Annotated in this window: 17 protein-coding genes and 6 pseudogenes; 9 read left to right on the top strand and 14 right to left on the bottom strand. The window is 71.3% G+C overall.

Annotated elements, in window-relative coordinates:
- Window positions 1-39: 39 nt before the first annotated feature.
- Window positions 40-927 (top strand): SDR family oxidoreductase, encoded by an 888-nt coding sequence (locus ACH4VX_RS18945; protein ID WP_398368534.1) that lies wholly within the window; start codon window positions 40-42, stop codon window positions 925-927.
- 207 nt (window positions 928-1134) lie between these two features.
- On the opposite strand, the pseudogene ACH4VX_RS18940 reads toward ACH4VX_RS18945, so the two are convergent.
- Window positions 1135-1209: pseudogene (locus ACH4VX_RS18940) on the bottom strand (SAM-dependent methyltransferase); the annotation flags it as partial.
- Here ACH4VX_RS18940 and ACH4VX_RS18935 point away from each other — a divergent pair.
- The 3 genes from ACH4VX_RS18935 to ACH4VX_RS18925 all read left to right on the top strand — a co-directional run bounded on the left by ACH4VX_RS18935 (window position 1190) and on the right by ACH4VX_RS18925 (window position 3913).
- Window positions 1190-1336 (top strand): hypothetical protein, encoded by a 147-nt coding sequence (locus ACH4VX_RS18935; RefSeq protein ID WP_398368646.1) that lies wholly within the window; start codon window positions 1190-1192, stop codon window positions 1334-1336. The pseudogene ACH4VX_RS18940 and the gene ACH4VX_RS18935 overlap by 20 nt on opposite strands.
- Window positions 1337-1571: 235 nt before the next feature.
- A complete protein-coding gene (locus ACH4VX_RS18930) occupies window positions 1572-2369 on the top strand; it encodes a serine/threonine protein kinase (protein ID WP_398368533.1) in 798 nt (265 codons plus the stop codon).
- Window positions 2366-3913: a serine/threonine-protein kinase gene (locus ACH4VX_RS18925; RefSeq protein WP_398368532.1), complete on the top strand. Its 1548-nt coding sequence runs from the start codon at window positions 2366-2368 to the stop codon at window positions 3911-3913. Before ACH4VX_RS18930 ends, ACH4VX_RS18925 begins: the two co-directional genes overlap by 4 nt.
- Window positions 3914-4026: 113 nt before the next feature.
- Here the strand turns inward: ACH4VX_RS18925 and ACH4VX_RS18920 are convergent, their stop codons facing one another.
- Window positions 4027-4404: a hypothetical protein gene (locus ACH4VX_RS18920; protein ID WP_398368531.1), complete on the bottom strand. Its 378-nt coding sequence runs from the start codon at window positions 4402-4404 to the stop codon at window positions 4027-4029.
- A gap of 318 nt (window positions 4405-4722) precedes the next feature.
- A complete protein-coding gene (locus ACH4VX_RS18915; RefSeq protein WP_398368530.1) occupies window positions 4723-5388 on the bottom strand; it encodes a TetR/AcrR family transcriptional regulator in 666 nt (221 codons plus the stop codon).
- A gap of 100 nt (window positions 5389-5488) precedes the next feature.
- Here ACH4VX_RS18915 and ACH4VX_RS18910 point away from each other — a divergent pair, with 100 nt between their 5' ends.
- On the top strand, window positions 5489-6391 hold the full coding sequence (locus tag ACH4VX_RS18910) for an SDR family NAD(P)-dependent oxidoreductase (RefSeq protein ID WP_398368529.1): 903 nt from the start codon (window positions 5489-5491) through the stop codon (window positions 6389-6391).
- A gap of 182 nt (window positions 6392-6573) precedes the next feature.
- Here the strand turns inward: ACH4VX_RS18910 and ACH4VX_RS18905 are convergent, their stop codons facing one another.
- From ACH4VX_RS18905 to ACH4VX_RS18870, 8 genes and pseudogenes are all read right to left on the bottom strand, one after another.
- Entirely contained in the window at window positions 6574-6969 is a 396-nt protein-coding gene (locus ACH4VX_RS18905; RefSeq protein ID WP_398368528.1) for a hypothetical protein, read from the bottom strand.
- A 156-nt stretch (window positions 6970-7125) separates the two neighbouring features.
- Window positions 7126-9027: an SMI1/KNR4 family protein gene (locus ACH4VX_RS18900; RefSeq protein ID WP_398368527.1), complete on the bottom strand. Its 1902-nt coding sequence runs from the start codon at window positions 9025-9027 to the stop codon at window positions 7126-7128.
- 136 nt (window positions 9028-9163) lie between these two features.
- Window positions 9164-9412 (bottom strand): annotated as a pseudogene (locus tag ACH4VX_RS18895) (DUF475 domain-containing protein); the annotation flags it as partial.
- Window positions 9413-9608: 196 nt separating this feature from the next.
- The gene (locus tag ACH4VX_RS18890; RefSeq protein WP_398368526.1) at window positions 9609-10874 is read right to left on the bottom strand and encodes an McrC family protein; all 1266 of its coding nucleotides are present in this window, start codon (window positions 10872-10874) and stop codon (window positions 9609-9611) included.
- 453 nt (window positions 10875-11327) lie between these two features.
- A pseudogene (locus tag ACH4VX_RS18885) lies at window positions 11328-11768 on the bottom strand (ATP-binding protein); the annotation flags it as partial.
- 310 nt (window positions 11769-12078) lie between these two features.
- Entirely contained in the window at window positions 12079-13074 is a 996-nt protein-coding gene (locus ACH4VX_RS18880; protein WP_398368525.1) for a hypothetical protein, read from the bottom strand.
- Between the two features lie 130 nt (window positions 13075-13204).
- Complete coding sequence (locus tag ACH4VX_RS18875) at window positions 13205-13672, bottom strand: hypothetical protein (protein WP_398368524.1); 468 nt, start codon at window positions 13670-13672, stop codon at window positions 13205-13207.
- 92 nt (window positions 13673-13764) lie between these two features.
- A pseudogene (locus tag ACH4VX_RS18870) lies at window positions 13765-13878 on the bottom strand (DUF397 domain-containing protein); the annotation flags it as partial.
- 145 nt (window positions 13879-14023) lie between these two features.
- Here ACH4VX_RS18870 and istA point away from each other — a divergent pair.
- Complete coding sequence (gene istA / locus ACH4VX_RS18865) at window positions 14024-15661, top strand: IS21 family transposase (RefSeq protein ID WP_398368523.1); 1638 nt, start codon at window positions 14024-14026, stop codon at window positions 15659-15661.
- Complete coding sequence (gene istB, locus ACH4VX_RS18860) at window positions 15658-16455, top strand: IS21-like element helper ATPase IstB (RefSeq protein WP_398368522.1); 798 nt, start codon at window positions 15658-15660, stop codon at window positions 16453-16455. Before istA ends, istB begins: the two co-directional genes overlap by 4 nt.
- A 73-nt stretch (window positions 16456-16528) precedes the next feature.
- Here istB and ACH4VX_RS18855 read toward each other — a convergent pair whose 3' ends face one another.
- Window positions 16529-17269, bottom strand: a complete 741-nt coding sequence (locus tag ACH4VX_RS18855; protein WP_398368521.1) for a class I SAM-dependent methyltransferase — start codon at window positions 17267-17269, stop codon at window positions 16529-16531.
- Between the two features lie 141 nt (window positions 17270-17410).
- Window positions 17411-17524, bottom strand: a pseudogene (locus ACH4VX_RS18850) (DUF397 domain-containing protein); the annotation flags it as partial.
- Between the two features lie 325 nt (window positions 17525-17849).
- Here ACH4VX_RS18850 and ACH4VX_RS18845 point away from each other — a divergent pair.
- A complete protein-coding gene (locus tag ACH4VX_RS18845) occupies window positions 17850-18737 on the top strand; it encodes a Scr1 family TA system antitoxin-like transcriptional regulator (protein ID WP_398368642.1) in 888 nt (295 codons plus the stop codon).
- A complete protein-coding gene (locus tag ACH4VX_RS18840; protein ID WP_398368520.1) occupies window positions 18734-18919 on the top strand; it encodes a DUF397 domain-containing protein in 186 nt (61 codons plus the stop codon). The genes ACH4VX_RS18845 and ACH4VX_RS18840 overlap by 4 nt, the downstream gene beginning before the upstream one ends.
- A gap of 124 nt (window positions 18920-19043) precedes the next feature.
- Here ACH4VX_RS18840 and ACH4VX_RS18835 read toward each other — a convergent pair.
- A pseudogene (locus ACH4VX_RS18835) lies at window positions 19044-19316 on the bottom strand (dihydrofolate reductase family protein); the annotation flags it as partial.
- Window positions 19317-19332 lie beyond the last annotated feature (16 nt).

Here is a 19332-nt window from a genome sequence, read left to right as displayed (position 1 = left end):
GAGTTGCTTTTTTAACCGAGTAACGTTTCCATGGGCGGCATGAATCAGACGGACATTCCTCCCGTGCTCGTGACCGGAGCGACGGGCCGGGTCGGCCGCGTCGTCATCGACCGGCTCCTCGACGCGGGCGTGCCGGTCCGTGCCCTCACCCATCGCTCCGAGGCAGTGGCGACACTGCCGGCGAAGGTCGAGGTCTTCACCGGCGACCTCACCGTGCCCGAGTCGCTCGACCCGGCGTTGAACGGCGCCGGTGCGGTCTTCCTCGTCTGGACCGCCCCGCCTCGGACCGCCGCGGCAGTCGTCGAGCGGCTGGCGGCCCACGTGCGGCGGGTCGTCTTCCTCTCCTCCCCGCACCGGACGCCGCACCCCTTCTTCCAGCAGCCCAATCCCATGGCGGTGCTGCACGCCGACATCGAGCGGCTCATCGCAACCACCGGACTCGAGTCGACGATCATCCGGCCGGGGATGCTCGCGTCGAACTCGCTGGCCTGGTGGGCGCCCGCGATCCGGGCCGGCGAGGCCGTCCGGTGGCCCTACGGCGCTGCCGAGACGGCACCGGTCGACGACCGCGACGTCGCAGCCGTCGCGGCGCGGACGCTCCATCCGGACGGATACGTCGGAGGCGACTACGTGCTCACGGGCCCCGAGTCGCTGACCCAGGCCGCGCAGGTGGGCGTCATCGGTGACGCCCTGGGGCACCGGATCGCATTCGAGGAGATGACGCCGGACGAGTTCCGGAGCCTGTCGGAGGGCACGGCGCCCGGCTCGGTCGTCGACATGCTGCTCGCCGCGTGGAGCGCGGCAGTCGGACAGCCCGCGTACATCACCACTGCGGTGGCCGACATTCTCGGGACGGCGCCGCGAACGTTCCGCCAGTGGGCCGCCGACAACGCCACCGCGTTCACGGAGGGTTCAGAGGGGCCGTGACCTCGTCGACCGCGATCTGCGCCCCTGGCCGCAGCCCTCGGTCCGCCGTCGTCCCGGCCCCCGCCTCCGGGAGGCTCGGTGGCCAGGGGCATCGTGCGTACCGACAGGACGCGCAGCCCACGGTCCGAGTGCGCGATGCCGGTGGGGAATCACACGCGGAAGGTGTGCACGTCGCCCGCAGGTGTCCTCGGGGCGGTGGACCGGCGAGTGGGCGTCGAGGAAGCCTCGCTCGGAGGCCGGGCCGTGGAGCAGCCGGGCGAACGTGACGAGCCCGGCCCCGGCACACCGGCTCCACCGGTTGGGCGACGGCGTCACGGTCAACGGCCGCCCGACAGACGTGGCGATCGGGATCGCCCGCGACGGGGACGGCCCGGTGGTCGTGTTCCCCGCGCTGCCCGCGGAGGCGTAGGCGCGTGAGCTCCGGCTCTCCTCGGCCGACGCCGTCACACATCGGCCGGTGCCGACAGCACCGCCCGGACGGCCTTGCCGCCGGGCGGGTGGGGGACGCAGCCCCCGTGGTCGGCGAGGGCGGTGACGAGGGTCGGGCCACGTCCGCCGGCGGGAGGGGGTCGGGTGCGGTGTCCGTGGGGCGGCGGCATGCGGAATCCGTGCGTAAAATCCACGCGACCACATCGGGGGCAGACATGGAAACGATCATCGTCCAGTTACCGGGCTCCACGCAGCCGGCCGGAAACGGGGCCGGCAGGCCCGAGCTGCTGCACCTGGGGCCGGGGGACGTCGTCGACTTCGGACGCGGTCTGCCCGGCGGAGGGGGAGTGGCCATCCCCCTGACCGATCCCGGCATCTCACGCCGGGCGGGGCGGTTGGAGGCGGCCGGGGACTACTGGCGGCTGTCCAACTTCAGCCGGAGCGTCTCCTACGTGGTGGAGAACCTGGAGGGCGCCGGCGAGTACATCACCGTGGCCCCGGGGCGCCTCGGCGCGCCCGTGCCGTTCGAGTTCTCCAGGGTGGTGCTGCCCGCGCTGTCGGGGACCGCCGCCTTCAAGGTGTTCGCCCCGCAACACGCCTACCTCGGCCACGAGGCCGCCGACGGCGCCGGGGAACAGACCGTCCACCCCTTCGCCCTGGACTCCACGTCCAAGTACTTCCTCGTCCTGGTCGCCTTGTGCGAACAACGGCTGCGTGACGCCTCGGAGACCGCCCTGCCCGGCGTCGGGGACATCGTGGAGCGACTGCGTCCGCTGGAGTCCTGCCGCGATCTGACGCGCTCGGCGGTCAATTACCACATCGACTACCTGGCCTCCGTCAAGCTGCGCCTGGACCTCGGCGACGAGGTCACGGCCGACGGCGCCCGCACCGGAGCCAAACGTGCCCGACTGGCCTCCGTGGCGCTCCGCTTCGGTCTGGTCCGCGAGGAACACCTCGCCCTGCTGCCGCCCCGCGGCGCCGGGCGCCCCACCCAGCGGGAGGCCCGCGCATGACGAGGTCCGACGCCCGGGAACCCCTGGGAACACCGCGGTCGCCCCGCCTGCCGGAAGGCTTCCGCATCGACGGCTGGGAGATCGGGGCGGTCATCGGCTCCGGTGGCTGGGGCACCGTGTACGAGGCCCGTGCGGTCGCCGACGGCACCCGGGCGGCGGTGAAGGTGCTGTCGACCGGCGCCCTGGCACCCGGCCAGAGCACCGCGCTGGGCGAACTCATCGACCGGGAGGTGCGGTTCAGTTCCGAGGCCGACCACCCCCACCTGGTCCGTACCCGTGCCGTGTGCACCGTCGACGCCCCGGACCTGCCCGCCCTGGACGGAGCCGTCGCGCTGGTCATGGACCGGGCAGAGGCCAGCCTGAAGGACGTCCTGGACGCCGCCGGGACCGGTCGTCCGATCGTCGGCGCGGGCCGTGTCCTGCGCGGGGTCGCCGCCGGGCTCGCCCACATGCACGGCGCCGGCTGGGTGCACGGCGACCTCAAGCCCGCCAACGTCCTGCTGGGTGCGGACGGGCAGGTGTGGCTCGCGGACTTCGGGCTGGCCGCGGAACTCGACGGCAGTCACGCCCACCTGCCGCCCCTCGGCACCCTCGACCACCTGCCGCCCGAGTGGTGGTCCCAGCGCACCGGCACCCGCGGCTCCGTCATCCGGCCGACCGCCGACGTCTGGGCCTTCGGCGTCCTCGCCCACCAGGTGCTCACCGGCGGCCTCCACCCGTTCCCCGGTGCCAACGCCCGGGCGCGCTCGCTGGCCGCTCAGGCCTACGCGCGCGGCACCGCGCCACTGCGTCTGGACGCCGGCCTCGGCGAGGGCTGGCGCCGGCTCGTCGCCGACTGCCTGGCCCCGGACCACGCCTCCCGCCTCCCGCACACGGCGGAAGCTCTCGCGACGCGGGCCGAGCAGCTGGCGGGCGGGACGCGCCGCCGGCGCGGACGCCTGGCCCCGGCCGTCGCCGCCACGCTGGCGGCCCTGGCCGCCGCGGCGGTCACCGGGACGGTCGTGCTCGGCGGCGGTGACTCCGAGGACGACGACGGCCGCGGCGCCCCCGCCGTCGTCACCGACGCGCACGTCGAGGTGCCCGGTGGGATCCCCGCGGACTCCGACGTGCCCGAGGCACTGCGCACGGTCATCACCAAGGCCGCCCACCGCTGCACCGACGAGGAGATCACGCCCGCCCTGCTCGCCGCCATGCTCAAGGCCGAGAGCGGCTTCGACGAGGACGCCGCCCGCCCGGCCACCGACGAGTACGGCATCGCCATGTGGACGCCGTCGGTGTTCCGGGCCTGGGCGGTGGACGGGGACGGCGACGGGGACAAGGACCACATGTCGCCGCCGGACGCGATCGCCACCATGAGCGGGTACGTGTGCTGGCTCGACCAGCGGTTCAAGGAGGCGGGGATGCCGAAGAAGGACCTGCCCGCACTGGTCGCGGCCGGCTACCGCACGAGCGACCGCGCCGTCATCGAACAGGGCGGCGTGCCCGAGCAGGTCCGGCCGCATGTCGACGAGGTGCTGCGCCACCTCGCCGCGTACGGCGGGTGAGCCGGCCCCCGTGCCGGCTCACCCGCCGTCGTCCTCGCCGGCGCCTCTCGCCGGAGGCCCCGGCCCGGTTCGGACCGGCGGCACGGCGGCTACGGCCGCCGTGCGGGGTCTTCTCAGGTCGGGCGCCACTCGGAGAGCGTGACCGAGTTGATGGGGTCGAGGTTGAAGTACAGGCCTTCCTGGGAGTTGATGCTGTCGTGGCAGTCCGTGCCGACGCTCTTGCACAGGTGGGCGAGCGCGTAGTCGGACTGGTTGTTGAGCACCCAGTGGTAGCCGAACTGGTTGTAGATGCGGTGCGGCCCGTACGCCCAGAACACATGGCTGGGGCTGACGGCGGGGTTCTGGTTCTGCGGGTAGATGCACACCGCGCCGTACGGGCAGTTGGCCCACGAGGCGGCGGCGGCATGGGCCTGGGTCGTACCGCCCGCCGTCATGGCGGCGGTCGCGAGAGCCAGCGCGGCGGCCCCGCGGAGGAGTTTGCGCACGGTCATGCCTTTCGAGAGTCGCCCTGTCGTTGCGGCAGCCCGGTGGCTGCGCCGACACAGTAGGAGGGCGAGCGGCGGGAGCGGTCCTGACGGATGTCAGGGGCGGGCGGCGCCGGGGTCCGCCTCGCCGCACCCGTGGAGACCGGCTCGTCCCGGCCGCTCCGACAGCGGGCCGCGCCGGGAAGGGGATTCCCGAGGCGCCGGGGACAGGGACGTGAACCGAACGGGCCGCACCCGGAGTCGGGTGCGGCCCAGGGCGACGGCAAAGGCGTGGTGACGTCCGTTCCGGACGGACGGGCACGGAAGTGCCGGTCATGGAGATGTTCAGGCGCGCGGCAGTATGCCCAGGAGCATCGAGGTGAAGGAGACCCGCAGGGCGTCACGCAGCTCCATGTGGAGCACGCCGAGGGCGGGCTCCTCCGCATAGGCGGCGAGGAGGCTGGGCGGCGGCGGGACGTAGGACGACAGGGCGCCCGCCGAGACGAGGCACATCAGGCAGAACAGCTGCGCGTCGTCGCCGAGCTCGGGCACGTGGCGGCGTACGAGCTCGACCATGTCCGCGAGCCGCGTGAGGGAGGAACGCTTGTGCCGCTTGACCACCTCGACCGAGACGTTGTGCTCGAGGACGCCGCCCTGCGCGCCGAAGAGGTCGCACAGCACCACCCGGCTCGCCAGCGAGCGGCTGAGGATCTCGGCCAGTTGGCCCGCCCGCACGTCCGGTGCGGCATCCGCCTCGATGCCCGCGGCCAGTTCCTCCGCCAGCTCGTCGAGCCAGTTCCCCAGGAAGACGTCCAGCAGTTCGAGCAGGACCGCCTCGCGTGACTCGAAGTACCGCAGGACGTTCGACTTGGCCAGGCCCACCCGCCGGCTGAGCTCGTTGAGGCTCACCTCGGCCACGGGCATCTCGTCGAGCATCGCCGCCGCGGTGTCCAGGATCGCCCGGCGGCGGATCTCCCGCTGCTCCTCGCTTCGCGCCCGCTGAAATGTCACCCCCTCAGCCTAGCTTAAAGACCGCCGGTTCCTTGACAAGGGACCGGCGGTCTCTTACGTTGGCCCTTGTAACAGACCAGTGGTTCTTTAGGAGGGCGTCATGAGCAGTGACTGGACCGAACAGCACATCCCCGATCAGCACGGCCGGGTGGCGGTCGTGACCGGCGCCAACACCGGGCTGGGCTTCGAGACCGCCCGGCTGCTCGCCGCGCGCGGGGCGGCGGTGGTGCTGGCCGTCCGCAACGTCGAGAAGGGCAAGCAGGCAGCCGCCCGCATCGCCGGCGACGTCACCGTCCAGGCCCTCGACCTGACCTCCCTGGAGTCGATCCGGTCCGCGGCGGCCGACCTGCGCGCGGCACACCCGCGTATCGACCTTCTGATCAACAACGCGGGTGTGATGTACACCCCGAGGCAGACCACCGCCGACGGCTTCGAGCTGCAGTTCGGCACCAACCATCTCGGCCACTTCGCCCTGACCGGCCTGCTGCTGGACCGGCTGCTGCCCGTCCCCGGATCCCGCGTCGTGACGGTCAGCAGCACCGGCCACCGGATCAAGGCCGCCATCCACTTCGACGACCTGCAGTGGGAGCGTTCCTACAGCCGTGTCGCCGCCTACGGCCAGGCCAAACTCGCCAACCTGATGTTCACGTACGAACTGCAGCGCCGGCTCGCACCACACGGAACCACGGTCGCGGTGGCCGCCCATCCCGGCGTGTCCAACACCGAGCTCGCCCGCAACATGCCCGCCCCGCTTCGTGCGCCCGTCACCTGGCTCGCGCCGCTGCTCACCCAGAAGGCGGAGATGGGCGCCCTGCCCACGCTGCGCGCCGCCACCGATCCCGCGGTCGTCGGCGGGCAGTACTACGGCCCCGGCAACCGGAGCGAGACCCGGGGCCACCCCAAGCTGGTCACTTCCAGCCCCGACTCCCATGACCAGGCCACTCAGCAGCGCCTGTGGACCGTCTCCGAGGAGCTCACCGGGGTGACGTTTCCCGTGCGGTGAAGCGGTGACCCCACAGCGGAGGGGTCTCCCGAGGCCGCGACCGGATGCGAACCCGCGATCCCCTGCGTATGAGACCGGTGGGGACGCAGGGCCCGGCAGGGCCGAGTCGTCAGGTGACGCCGAGCAGCGCCGGCGGGCGGGTGCTCTCACGGGCGTGACGCCGGGTGGGACGGCCGGGTCGCCTACGGCGCGGTGGCCTCGGACACGGCGTTGACGATGTTCGACGCCATGGCGTCGAAGTTCTCCCGGAAGAAGCCGGTCCTGTTGTAGAACCCTTCCTCCGAGAACCCCCTGTTCGACAGGAACATCGGGGCTGTGGCCGTGATCGCCGCATGGACGACGTGCAGTTCGCGGGTGGTCAGGGTGAACTCCCGGGAGGTTCTGTGGTCGCCCTGGAGCCTGTCGCACAGCCGGCGGACCTCTTCACGGCCTGCGCCGAGCTGCACGACCAGGGCCTCGTCCGTGGAGGCCCAGCCGTCGAGCGTCCGCAGCGCCTCGCACATCAGGTCCGTCTGCGTCGCCGTGAGCCGTCCCCGGAACGCCTCACCGGCCCTGGTCAGCTTGATCCGTGTCCTCATCGTGGTCGGCCTTTCCCAACTGGTCTACGGGGCGAGGGGATTGCTGCTCCGGCTTCGACGTACCACGTGCGTTGGTTCCTTGGTTGAGCGGCAGGTACCGGACTCGCCCTCGAAGGACGGGGTTTCCGGGGATGGGACCGGTGGCATGCGGCTGCGTCACCGCCCGGAGCGGACCGTGACGTACGCGTAGGACTCGCCCTCCCGCGGCGCGCGGTTCCAGGACCGTGTGGTCAGTTGCGGCAGCACGCCCTCGGCCAGGGCGTGCCGGGGCAGGGACAGACCGAACTCGTCCTGTACGGCGGCCAGCAGACACCGCTCGCGGTCCGCCTCACCGACGCCGCGCAGGACCCGTTCCGGATCGAGGGCCTCGGGCACCGGCCCCGAGCGTTCGACGTCCGTGCCGCGCAGCGTGTACGCGTACGGCTCCCCGCCCCGCCCGGCGACCGACAGGTGGAACACCGCGAGGCCGCCGTCGCGGGTGCGGCGCACCCACAGCACCACCGCGCGTCCGTCGCGCGAGGCGGCGGTGGCCGGGGAGACGAAGAAGTTCCCGGGCCCCGACGTCCGCGGGGCCGCGTCGTAGCCGAACGCCCACCCGGTGCCCGTCCGGCCCACCGCCACCACGGCCCGGTCCTCCCACGGCGCCGAGTCGTCCTGCTGCCTGGAGTCGTAGGGGAACCATCCGGCAGGGCGGATGGGCGGCGCGGTCAGGCCCGCGCCCCCGTCCTCCCCGATCAGACCGGGCAGCGCCTCCGGTCCCGCGCCCTCCACCCACAGGCAACGGTAGGAGTCGTACGGGGCGTTCCACCGCAGGGTCTCCGTCAGCCAGCACAGTCCCGGCGGATCCAGGTCCGGCACCGGATCGGGCACCGGGCCCGGCCGGCCGGCCCGAGGCGTGGCCAGCAGCTCCAGTCCGCGCTCCCGCGTCACCACCGGACCCAGGACGGGGTCCCCCAACAGACCGAGCGGTGCCAGCAGGTCCGGCCCCGGCGGTGACCACGACGGCAGCGCGGCACGGATCACCCGCCACGCCGCGTCCGTGTCCCCCCACCTCGCCGACTCCCACGCCTCGGCCACCGCCCGACCGAAGGCACCGCCCGGCGCGTAGCGGTAGGTGCGGTCGCGTACTTGGGCGAGGATCACGTCCGCGGCAGCGGTGACGCCGTCGTCGGTCTCGGTGCCCAGCACGAAGCGGTGGGGAACGGAGCCGGGGCGACGGTCCCGCAGGTGCGCGGCGGCCATCACGGGCACCAGCTCGCCCGTGCAGCGCGGATCGGCGACGAGTTCACCGAATCCGTAGTGCCCGCCGCCGTGCGACAACGCCGCCAGCTGTTGCAGCATGCCCCGGGCGCGGGGCCGTCCGTAGCGCTCCGCCTCGGTGAGCAGTTCCCGGGCGGCCTCCCACCTCCCGCTCAGGGCCTCCTCCCGCGCACGCTCCACGTCGGCGTCCAGGGCCCGGGTGGTGTCGTTGACGAAGCCGGGAACGCGCGCCCGGCCGGAGTGGAAGTCCTGGTACATCCGCTGCATGTAGGCGCGGAACGACGGATACCGGTCCGGGAATTCGCCGCTCCACCCCTTGTAGACGTACAGGGCCCACTCGCCGTCCTCGTCGGTGTCCCCCGGGTCCAGCAGGGCGTAGGACATGTCCGATTCGGTCTCCAGCTGCAGTGCCCGCTGCCACATCCCGGCCAGCAGCACCTCCTGCTCGGTCGAGCGCTCGGTCAGTCCCTGCTGGTAGGCCGGGGTCATGTCGAACGGATCCCCGAACCAGCCGATCTCGTGGGCCGCGCCCAGCCGGTGGACGGATCCCCCGTCGAGCCGCCAGCCGTTGCTGGCACCGAGGAACCGCCGGTAGGACGGAGGGAGCCGGACCCCCAGGCGCTCCTCGGCCGCGGCTGTCTCCGCCTCGGCCGCGGGCGGGGCGGCGAGCGCCAGGTCGGCGAGGGTCATGCCACCCTCCGCCAGGTCCTCCATGTCGTCCTCGTCCGGGACCCATTCCTCCTGCCAACGACGGAGGAACTGCTGCCAGTCGAAGCCGTTCTCGGTCTCCTCGATCACGGGCCGATTGTGGCAGCCGCCACTGACAACGACGCCGGTGCCCAGGTCCCGGTGGCCGTGGCCCGGTCACCGGACGACCGGCGCCGGGAGCACCGCCCGCACTGCACGTACGGACGGCGCCGGCTGTCCGGATCGGTCAGACCGCGGAGGGGACCTCAGTCTTGTCGCCGGCGTTTCCCCCGGCCGCCGCCAGCCGCTTGTTGCGGCGTACGGAGGACCAGAAGGAGGCGCCGATCAGGACGACGCCGACGAGGCCGGTGACGATCTCGTACTGGGTGGTGACGAGCAGGATCATCGCCAGGGCGCCGATCGCGTAGTGCGCGCCGTGCTCCAGGTAGACGTAGTCGTCCAGGGTGCCCTGGCGGACCAGGTGGACCGTGTCAGACACACGCGCGCACCCGCCCACCCCGGGCGCAGATCTGTTCCCGCGCCCCATCCGGAGCCGCGCGGACAGTGAACGAGCACTACATGATCAGGACCCGGTCGGCCGGGCGGCTCGGCCGCGCGATGATGGGTCGATCACGTCGTAGGCACCTGGGCGGCGGCAGTCCGGGCGTGCCGTGCCTGGAGGCGTTGCGTGGTCACGGGGGCGCGGTGGTTCCGGCCAGCCGTCCGGCGACGTCCCGGAGGGACGACAGGAGCTGTTCCGGTGCGCGGGAGAGGACGAGGCTGTGCCGGTACAGCCGCACGTCCCGTCCGTCCGGCCCCGCCGCCGTCCCGCGCACCTCGTGGAAGCGCTCGGGCCGCCGTCCGGCCGCGTACACCAGGTGCGCCTCGCGCAGGCCGAGCACGGTGGCGTACGCGAGCGCCTGGTGCAGGTCGGCGTTGAGGAGTCCGTCGGCCTTCTCGACCTTGTACTTGGCGTCGACGACGGCGAGCGGGCCCCGGCTGTCGCCGGTGCGGACGACGAGGTCGGGGCGGATCCGCACGAGACCCGAGGTGCCGAGGTGGTGGGGGTCCTGGAGGCGCGCGGTCAGGCCGTGCTCCTTCAGGGCCTCGCGCAGGGCGACGGTGACGAAGTCCTCGAACAGCCTGTTCATGTCGAACAGGAAACCGTCCACGGCGAGCGGTTCGCTTCCTGGCGGTGGCGGCCGGTGCTCCGGCGAGGAACCGCGCAGGACGGCCTCGGCGAGCCGCAGCGCGGGCTGGTAGCGGGAGTTGAGCCGCGAGGGCCCCCAGCGTGGCAGCTCCTGCCCCCGCACCAGCGGCAGGGCGTCGGCGAGCCGGACCCGCTGGTGGGCCAGGCGCCGCCGGACGGGACCGGGGACGCCCGGCAGCCGTAGCAGCCGCTCGGCGGCGGCGCGCAGGATGCGGTTCTCGGCGGTGTCCGCGGTGTACGCGTCGTAGGCGATCTCCACGGGCGGGGTGCGGCCGAAGTGCCGCCGGATCTGCTCGGCCTCGCGCAGCCGCCGGCGTACCACCAGCGCGGACTCCTCCACCTCCCGGTAGCCCTGGAGAACTCCCTGCCGCAGCGCCGCGTCGATCTGCCGCTCCACGGCGTGCGCGAGCGCGGGCACGCCGTCGTCGTACGCGCCGGTGTCGACGGTGCCTTCCCGGCCGTCGCGCCAGGCGCGGGCCGGGTCGAGGCTGAACCCGAGCAGGAAGAACAGCCGGCTCATCGGGGTCGTGGGCATGATCCGCACGACCGTACCGCCGGGCGTGCGGACGGCGCCGACCCGGCTGCCCGCCCGCAGCAGCCAGTGCCCGTCCCGGCCGGGATCGGGAGTCGCGCTCCGTAGGATGCCGGAGGCGGCCAGCGCCCGCCCGACCGCGGTGTCCAGCGGGGCGGAGACGGCGGGCCCGTACTCGTGCAGCACCACCTCGGACACGGGCGGGGGCACGGTCACGGCTGCCGTCCGCGCAGCGCGTCGAGGCCGTAGCGGGCGGCGACGTCGATTTCCTCGCCGTAGTGGTGTTCCTCCAGCAACGGCAGGATCTTCGTGCGTCAGGTCCGTCCGAGACCGCCGTCGCGGTACACGCCCGGCTTCATCAGGTATGAGGGGCCGATGGCGAAGCCGGCTACGTGGGGGGCGTCTGTCCAATACCCGTACGAACTCAGCGCCTTGCCCAGTCCGGGCGTTCGAGCCAGGCCGGTGGCAGGTGCTCCCTCGTTGTGGAACTCCGCGCGTCGCGGCCCCTGCCGATTCAGTGGGCCGGCGACGGCCTGCCCGTCATAAAGGTGATCGATGCTGTCCTCGCAGATCTCTGCGCAGCGGCAGTCCAGAGGTGGCCGGTGCCCGAAGCGGTACTTCACTCCCGCCGCGGAGAGGTGGTTGCGGCGTTCGGGGTGACTTGGCCTGCGGGCACGAGAGCACTGCCCGGACGGTTTTGCCGCTGGGCGGGTAGGGGACGCAGTCCCAGTGGTCGGCGAGGGCGGTGACGAGGGCCAGGCCGCGTCCGCCGGGGGAGAGCGGATCGGGCGCGGTCCCCGTGGGGAGAGGTTGCGGGCGCAGGTCTCCGCGGGCGTCGCTGACCTCGACGCGGAGGCGGCCGGCGGACGGGTCGAGGACGAGGGTCAGCCGGAAGCAGCGGCCGGGCACGAGGCCGTGCAGGACGGCGTTGGCCGCCAGCTCCGCGACGACGAGTTCGGCACGCTCCGTCAGCTCGTGCGAGGCGCCCCGCGCGTGCAGTTCGGCCACCGCGAGGAGCCGGGCGAGCCGGGCGCCGCGCCGCGTGGACGACAGCAGCTGGGTGAAGGTGCCGGTGGGGGAGGTGACGTGGTGCGGTGTCGCGTGGTTCATGACGCCAGAGTGGCGGTCGCATGCGGGTGAGGGCGAGTGCGGCGCGACGTACGGATAGTGAGCGTACGAGCGCGAAATGTGCGCGGTACGGTGGCCGGTGAAAAGGGTCTCGCGGCACCGTGGCGTGTTGATGGGTCTGCCGCCCGTGACGTCACCCGTGCGGCACCGCCTGGCCCCTGCCGAAACCGGCCCGGCGCTGCGCGCGGTGTGCGCGTGGGCGTCGGGCCGGCGTTCCGTGACGGGCGTTGTACGGGGGCGGCCCATCGGCCGGTGCGGTATCACCCGGCCGTCCGCGTGTGCGCCCTTGTGGTCAGTTGGTCGAGGAGCCGGGGGTCCGCAGGCCTTGGCCCGGGACTGCGTTGTGCTCCGGGCTCTGGGCGGGGGCGGGGACGCGGTCCGTGGCGGAGGGCGTGGCGAAGATCTCGTCGAGGGTGGTGGCGTCGATGGCGCGGTCGAACCAGAGATCCAGGAGCGGCATGTCCGTGCAGGTGGTGACGCGCTGTCGGGTCTCTTCCGTCATCGAGAAGCCGCGACGCTCCACCAAGCGCAGTAGTAGCTCGGCCGTTCCGGTCACGCGTCCTTCCTCCCGTCCTTCCTCCCGTCCTGCGAGGCGGGCGTCGCCCACGATGGTGCCTCGCCTGGGGGTGAAGAGGGTTTCCATCAGATTCCTCCAGATTTTCCGGGCGTGTTCGCTGCCCAAGCCGTCCTCGATCAGTCCCGCCAGGTCGTCCTGCGCGTCGCGGTCCGTGTCCTGGGCCAATGCCTCGCCCACTACCGTCAGTATGCCCTCGATGTCCGGGTCGTTGCTGTGGATCCACAGACAGAACGCGGCGAAGTCCAGGTCGGCCGAGGCGTCCTGAACCCGGTTCATACGCGGAACGTTGGAGGGCCCCAGTACGTGAGGCACTGTCACCTGGGTGGGGCGTCCCACGCCGGTGCGCAGAGGTCTGGCCGCCCATGCCGCCGTCGCCGTGTCCACGCACAGGACCAGCAGGACGACCTCGAGTCTGTACCGGTCACGCAAGTAGGCGATGTAGTACGGCCACGAGGTCTCCTTCTTGGTCTCGATGCGGGTCTGCGCCTCGACCAGCAGGATGAACGGATCGCGCCCGTCGGGACGGACCACCCGCAGTACGGAGCCCATCTGCCGGGTGAACATCTTCGGAGCGCCGGACGCGTCCGTCGGGAGGGTCTCGGTGGTGACACCGGGCGGGATTCCGAGATCCAGGAGGTCCAGCGCACGGTTCAGCGCTTTCGGACGTCCCGGCAGGAAGCCGTGCAGGGTGTCGTGACTGACGTTGGGCATGACGTGAAACTATGCGCGAGGCGGGAACATTCGTTGGTATTTGGGATGTGATCACCTGTTTGTGGGATTCTCCCGAGGTTGATTGACGCCGAGGTGTGCGGTCAGGGCGGGGGCGAGTGCCGGGCTTGCATTACGCGCATGGGCAGACCGGCTCGGGAAGGGCGAGGTTCGGGGAGCACGTCACCAGGGCCAGGGAGAGGTACGAGGGGCGGTCCAGGTAGCAGCCGTACGAGACGTCGGCGCCCGAGCGCAGTCGTTCGGCGGCGGCGTCCACCAACCGGGCCAGGCGCGCGGTGTCCCGGTCGGCCTCCGACGCGAACCGGGGGGTGTACTGCGCCAGTTGCTCACCGAGCCAGGCCGCCGCCTCCTTCGCCTCGTCCCACGTCCCCCGGACCAGTGAGCGGGGCTTGACGAGCCAGTACGCCGTCTCCAGGGGCGGGAGGTCCGACGTGCGGAACTCCGCGGCCACCAAGCGGTAGCGCTCGACCAGTTCCGGCCTGCTTCCGGCCGGGGGCGGATCGGGGTGCGGGGGCCGCCGCAGGGCCTCGTCGTCGAAGCGCGCCTTCGGGCCGGTCCACAGGTAGGCGTGGTGGTGCACGAGCTGTTCCCGTTTCGAGAAGCGCCGGCCGGGCGCGGACGTGGGCAGCGGGAGGTGGGCCCGGCCCGGCCGGCGGGAGGGGAAGGGGAGGGTCAGACGCCGAGGCCGAAGCGCGCCGGGTCGATACCGGCCGCGTCCAGCTCCTCCGTGGTGAAGCGCAGCGGCTGCGCGTCCGGCCGCTTGCTGTCACCCAGGGCCCAGGCGTCCTTGGTTCTGTTGACGGAATCCGACACCACTTGTCGCTCAGGGCCGAGAACGCCGTGTTTCGTCGGAGGGCGATGTCTGTGAGTTCTGGCAACGCTTGAGGGGTTGCGGTGGGAGCATTGACGTGCTCTGCGGGATGAGGCTGCGATGGCGCCACCGAAATCCAAGGTCGACTTGTACGCGGCGATCCGCCGTGACGCTCGGGCAGGGATGTCGTACCGGGCCTTGATGCGTGAGTACGGAGTCGGATTTCGCACGGTGAAGGCCGCGTTGGAGTCGGTCTGGCCGGAGCCGCGGAAGAAGCCGCGGCCGCGCGGGACCCGCCTGGATGCCTACAAGCCGTTGATCGATGAGATGCTCCGAGCGGATCTGGATGCGCCGCGCAAGCAGCGTCACACGGTCAAGCGGATCTTCGACCGGCTCCTGGACGAGCACGGGGCGGAGGCGGTGACCTATCCGATGGTGCGGGCCTATGTCGCCGACCGGCGGCCCCAGATCGCTGTTGAGGCCGGCCGCGGGGTGGTACACGCGTTCATTCCGCAGTCCCACCGGCCGGGGGCCGAGGCGGAGGTGGACTTCGGCGACGTGAAGGTACGCCTGGCCGGTGAGCAGGTCACCTGCTTCGTGTTCGCGATGCGCCTGTCGTATTCGGGCAAGGCCGTGCACCGCGTCTTCGCCTCCTGCGGCCAGGAGGCGTTCCTCGAGGGCCACGTCCACGCTCTCAGCGTGCTGGGCGGCGTCCCCACCGGCAAGGTCCGCTACGACAACCTCCGCTCCGCGGTCTCCCGGGTGCTGAGCTCGCGCTCCCGCGTGGAGAACGAGCGGTGGACCGCGTTCCGGTCGCACTTCGGCATCGATGCTGCGTATTGCCTGCCCGGCATCGAGGGCGCCCATGAGAAGGGTGGGGTGGAGGGGCAGATCGGCTGGTTCCGCCGCAATCACATGGTCCCCGTCCCCGAGGTCGCCTCCCTCGCCGAGCTCAACGCGATGATCGAGCAGTGGGACGAGGAGGACGAATGGCGCCGGATCGGCTCCCGGCCACGGCCGGTGAGCGAGTACTTCGCCGTCGAACGGCCGCTGCTGCAGCCGTTACCGGACGAACCCTTTGAGACGGGACGGCTGTTCAGCCTGCGGGTGGACCGCTTCAGCCAAGTCAGTGTCCGCACCAATCGCTACTCGGTGCCGGTGCGGCTGATCGGGCGGACGGTGAGAGCGATACTGCACGCGTCCGAGCTGGTGGTCTACGACGGCCAGCGGGAGGTCGCCCGTCATGAACGGCTGATCGCCAAGGGGAAGGCCCGGCTGGATCTGGACCACTACCTGGAAGCCCTGGTCCGCAAGCCCGGAGCGTTTCCCGGGGCCACCGCCCTCGAACAGGCGCGTTCCGCAGGGAAGTTCACGCCCGTCCATGACGCCTGGTGGGAGGCGGCGAAGGCTTCACACGGCGAGCGGGACGGCACCCGGGCCCTGATCGAGGTCCTGCTGATGGGCCGCCACGTTCCCCACGAGCACCTGGTCGCCGGGCTTGCCTCCGCGCTCAGGGCCGGCGCCCTGACCGCGGACGCCGTCGCCCTGGAGGCACGGAAGGCTGCCGAAGCCGACGAGGTCGCGGCTCCGGTTGTCCCTGCGGAGCCGGAACGGACGAACATGACCTCGTTGACCGAACGGCGGCTGGCCCAGCTGCCGCCCGACACCCGGCCGCTGCCCTCGGTCGAGGCCTACGACCAGCTGCTGCGAGCCCGGCAGCCGGCCGACCGCCCCGCCATCCAGAAAGAGATGCCGTGACACTCAAACGCCACCGTGGGCTGACCGAACAGGCCGCGACCGCCGCCGTCGACCAGGCATGCCGCATGCTCCGGCTGCCCACTATCCGGGCCCAGTTCCCCGACCTGGCCGAAGCCGCCGCCCGCGACCAGATGTCCTATCGCGGCTTCCTCACCGAACTACTGATGGCCGAGTGCGACGACCGGGCCCGCCGCCGCTCCGAACGGCGTATCAAGGCGGCGCAGTTCCCGCGAGAGAAGTCGCTGCGGGCCTTCGACTTCGAGGCCAACGGGAACGTCGACGCAGCCGTCATTCACACTCTGGCGACCTGCGAGTGGGTCAAGAAGGGCCTGCCGCTCTGCCTGATCGGCGACTCGGGCACCGGCAAGTCCCACCTGTTGATCGCGCTCGGCACCGAGGCCGCCATGGCCGGCTTCCGGGTCCGCTACACACTCGCCACCAAGCTGGTCAACGAGTTGGTCGAGGCGGCGGACGAGAAAGTCCTGACCAAGACCATCGCCCGCTACGGACGCGTCGATCTCCTCTGCATAGACGAACTCGGCTACATGGAGCTGGACCGCAGGGGCGCTGAGCTGCTGTTCCAGGTGCTCACCGAACGCGAGGAAAAGAACAGCGTCGCCATCGCCTCCAACGAGTCTTTCGGCGGCTGGACCAGGACGTTCACGGATCCGCGGCTCTGCGCGGCCATCGTCGACCGTCTCACCTTCGGCGGGAACATCATCGAGACCGGCACCGAATCCTACCGACTCGCCAGCACCAGGGCGGCCCGAGGGCAGGACGTCGCCGCGAGCTGATCACTTCTGGCGCACCGCCGTGACCGGCCCTTTCTCGCAGGCTTGAGTGTGCAGTCAGACGGCACGCCTGGTTCTACAGGTCGGCCACGAGAAGCCGGTAGCCGGCATCGAGGGCTTCGTGGTCGAGCAGGTCGGCATGGCGTTGGTGCCACCGGCCGGAGGACAGGTCGTCTGACAGCCGGGCCAAGCCCGGCTGGAGGACTTCGTCGCTGGTTTGGGCGAACAGCGAGATACCGGCCCGCACTTCCGGGTCGAGGTATGCCTCGGGCCGGCGCCAGAAGGCGGCGAGGAATCCGTCGGTGCAGTCGTGCGGGATGGGGACGGTTTCGATGCGGGCGCCTCCCAGGAGCCTGGCCAAGCGGTCGACCGCGACGGCTCGTGTGTTGTCGAACGCGGCTGCTTCGGGCAGGTACTCCTCCAGCAGCCAGAACCTGTGGTTGATGTCGGGGTCGAAGGTGAGGACGACGATCCGCTGCCGGGCGATGCGGAGGAGTTCGCCGATGCCGGCTTCCAGGTCGCTCCAGTGGTGCACGGTCAGGAGGGCCATCGCCGCATCGGCCGAGTCGTCAGCGAGAGGGATCGACTCCGCGGATGCTTCCAGGGCCGGTGCGGATCCGGCTGGGCGCTGGGCGATCATCACTGAGCTGGGTTCAACAGCCAGCACCGTGTGTGACGGTTCGTAGGAGCCGGTGCCGGATCCTACGTTGATCACAGTGGTGGCACCATCGAGGGCTTGATGGATCCTGGCGGCGATTCGGGGGTCCGGTCGCCGGGTGTCAGCGTAGGTCGCACCGATGCTGTTGTAAGTCGCCACACCGCACAGTATGCGCTTCCCGCTGACACCGGGAAGAGCTCGCAGCGTTGTCAGTTCTCATCGACATTTTCGAGCTGTCTGATCGCCAACTGTTACCCGAAACCATCGACAAACGTTGCCCGCTTCCACCGACGAAACCACGTCCTCGCCGATCCGGGCCAGGGTCACGCATCCCTCGGTGCAGGGGCCGCCGCACGCCTTCGTGAACGAGGCCCCGCTGATGCCGAGGGCGTACAGGGTGGTTCCGTTCTGCATCACTGCACCTTCTTCCGCTTCGCCTGAACGCGGCCAGGTCCTCCGGCCGCCGCCGCCCGTAGGGGGCGGGAGTTCACGGGAGGGGAGATGGCCGCCCGGGTGTTTCCGCAGGTGAGCGGTGGACGCGGACGGTTTCTCCCGGTTCTCCGTGACCTCAGAGTGGCGGTCGGACGGGGTGGGGGACGAGTGTGGCACCCCGTACGGTGAGTCATCGTACGGACACGAAGAGTGGACGGTACGTCTGATGATCCGTCAGGCTGAGGGGAACGCGGGCGGCGTGAGGAGCCGTCGCGGTGCGGTACGGAGCAGAGGAAAGGGGCGGCGGATGGACGTGGTCGGGGTCGAGGGGGAGGCGGCCGGGAGCGCCGGTGCGCGGGTGGTTCCGGCGGGGGAGTGGGAGCGGGAACCGCATCCGTCGGACAGCTTGCGGACGTTCGGGGCGTTCGTCCAGGCGCTACGGGAACACGCGGGGCTGAGTCGGGCCGACCTGGGCGCCCGTGGCCAGTACTCCAAGCACACGGTGGAGTCGGTGGAGTTGGGGAGGCGGATGCCGGACGAGGCGTTCGTGGAGCGGGCGGAGGAGACCCTGGGCAACACGGGTGCGCTGCGGAAGGCGGCGCGGCATCTGACGCGGGGGGAGGCGGGGCTGGCGGCGTGGTTCCGGCGGTGGGCTCGGTTGGAGCGGGAGGCGGTGAGCCTGTGCACGTATGAGTGCCGGTTGGTTCCGGGGTTGTTGCAGTCGGAGGGGTACGCGCGGGCACTCTTCGAGAACCGGATTCCGCTGCTGACGGATGAGCAGTTGGAGGCTCAGGTTGCGGCGAGGATGGAGCGACAGCGGATGCTGTACGAGCGTCCGACGGTTCCGTTCCACTTCATCGTTGAGGAAGCGGTCCTGCGCCGGAGACTGGGTGGCGCCGAGGTGTGGCGCGAGCAGCTGAACCAGGTTCTGGAGCACACGTCGCCTCGTCACGTGACGTTGCAGATCATGCCGCTGGAAGCCGAGTACCACTCGTGCATGGATGGGCCTCTGCGCCTGCTGGAGACCTTTGAAGGGCGTCGGCTCGCATACTCGGAGGGGCAGGAGAGCGGGCGGCTGATCGGTGACTCGAAAGAGGTGAGAGTCCTCCAGCAGCGCTATGACACACTGCGGTCGCAGGCCCTGCACCCCAAAGATTCCCGGGCCTTGCTGGAGCGACTGCGAGGAGAGACATGAGCACGACGGAACTCGCCTGGTTCAAGTCAAGCTACAGCGGTAGCTCGGGCGACGACTGTGTGGAGGTCGCCGTCACTGAGCAGGCCATCCACGTACGGGACTCCAAGGACGTGGCCCGCCCGGCCTTCGTCGTCGGCCGTGAAGGCTGGGGGCAGTTCGTGCGGTTCGCGTCGGAGCGTTGAGCGACTTGAGGGCGTGCCGTCCGCTGGAGCAGCGGGCGGCACGCCCTCAGCGTGTCCGGGGTCGCTTGGTCTCGTCCGTGGGGCTGTAGCCGAGGGCCGCGCGGTTGACGAAACGGTCACCGAGGTCGCGCCGACTGCGTGAGAACACGATCTTCCGCATGTCACCGAGCTGCTTGGCGAAGCCGGTGTCCTCGCCGCCCGCAGCCTCCCGCTCGGGCCAGGCGCCGGCGAAACTGTCGTACGTCCTGCGGCCGAAGAGCAGAATCTCCGTGGAGTCCAGGCCCGCGCCGACGGCGGCCCCCATCGCGTCGTCGAAGTACGGGAAATGCCACTGGTCGGGCGCCTCGACGACACCGTCGAGCGAGATGAACAGGCTGGCGGTGATCTTCCGCGACATGGTGTCCTCCGGAAAC

Source organism: Streptomyces sp. NPDC020731, from assembly GCF_044334705.1.
Lineage (GTDB): Bacteria > Actinomycetota > Actinomycetes > Streptomycetales > Streptomycetaceae > Streptomyces.
Note: the sequence above shows the minus strand (reverse complement) of the source record. Positions and strands in the feature narration are given on the sequence as shown.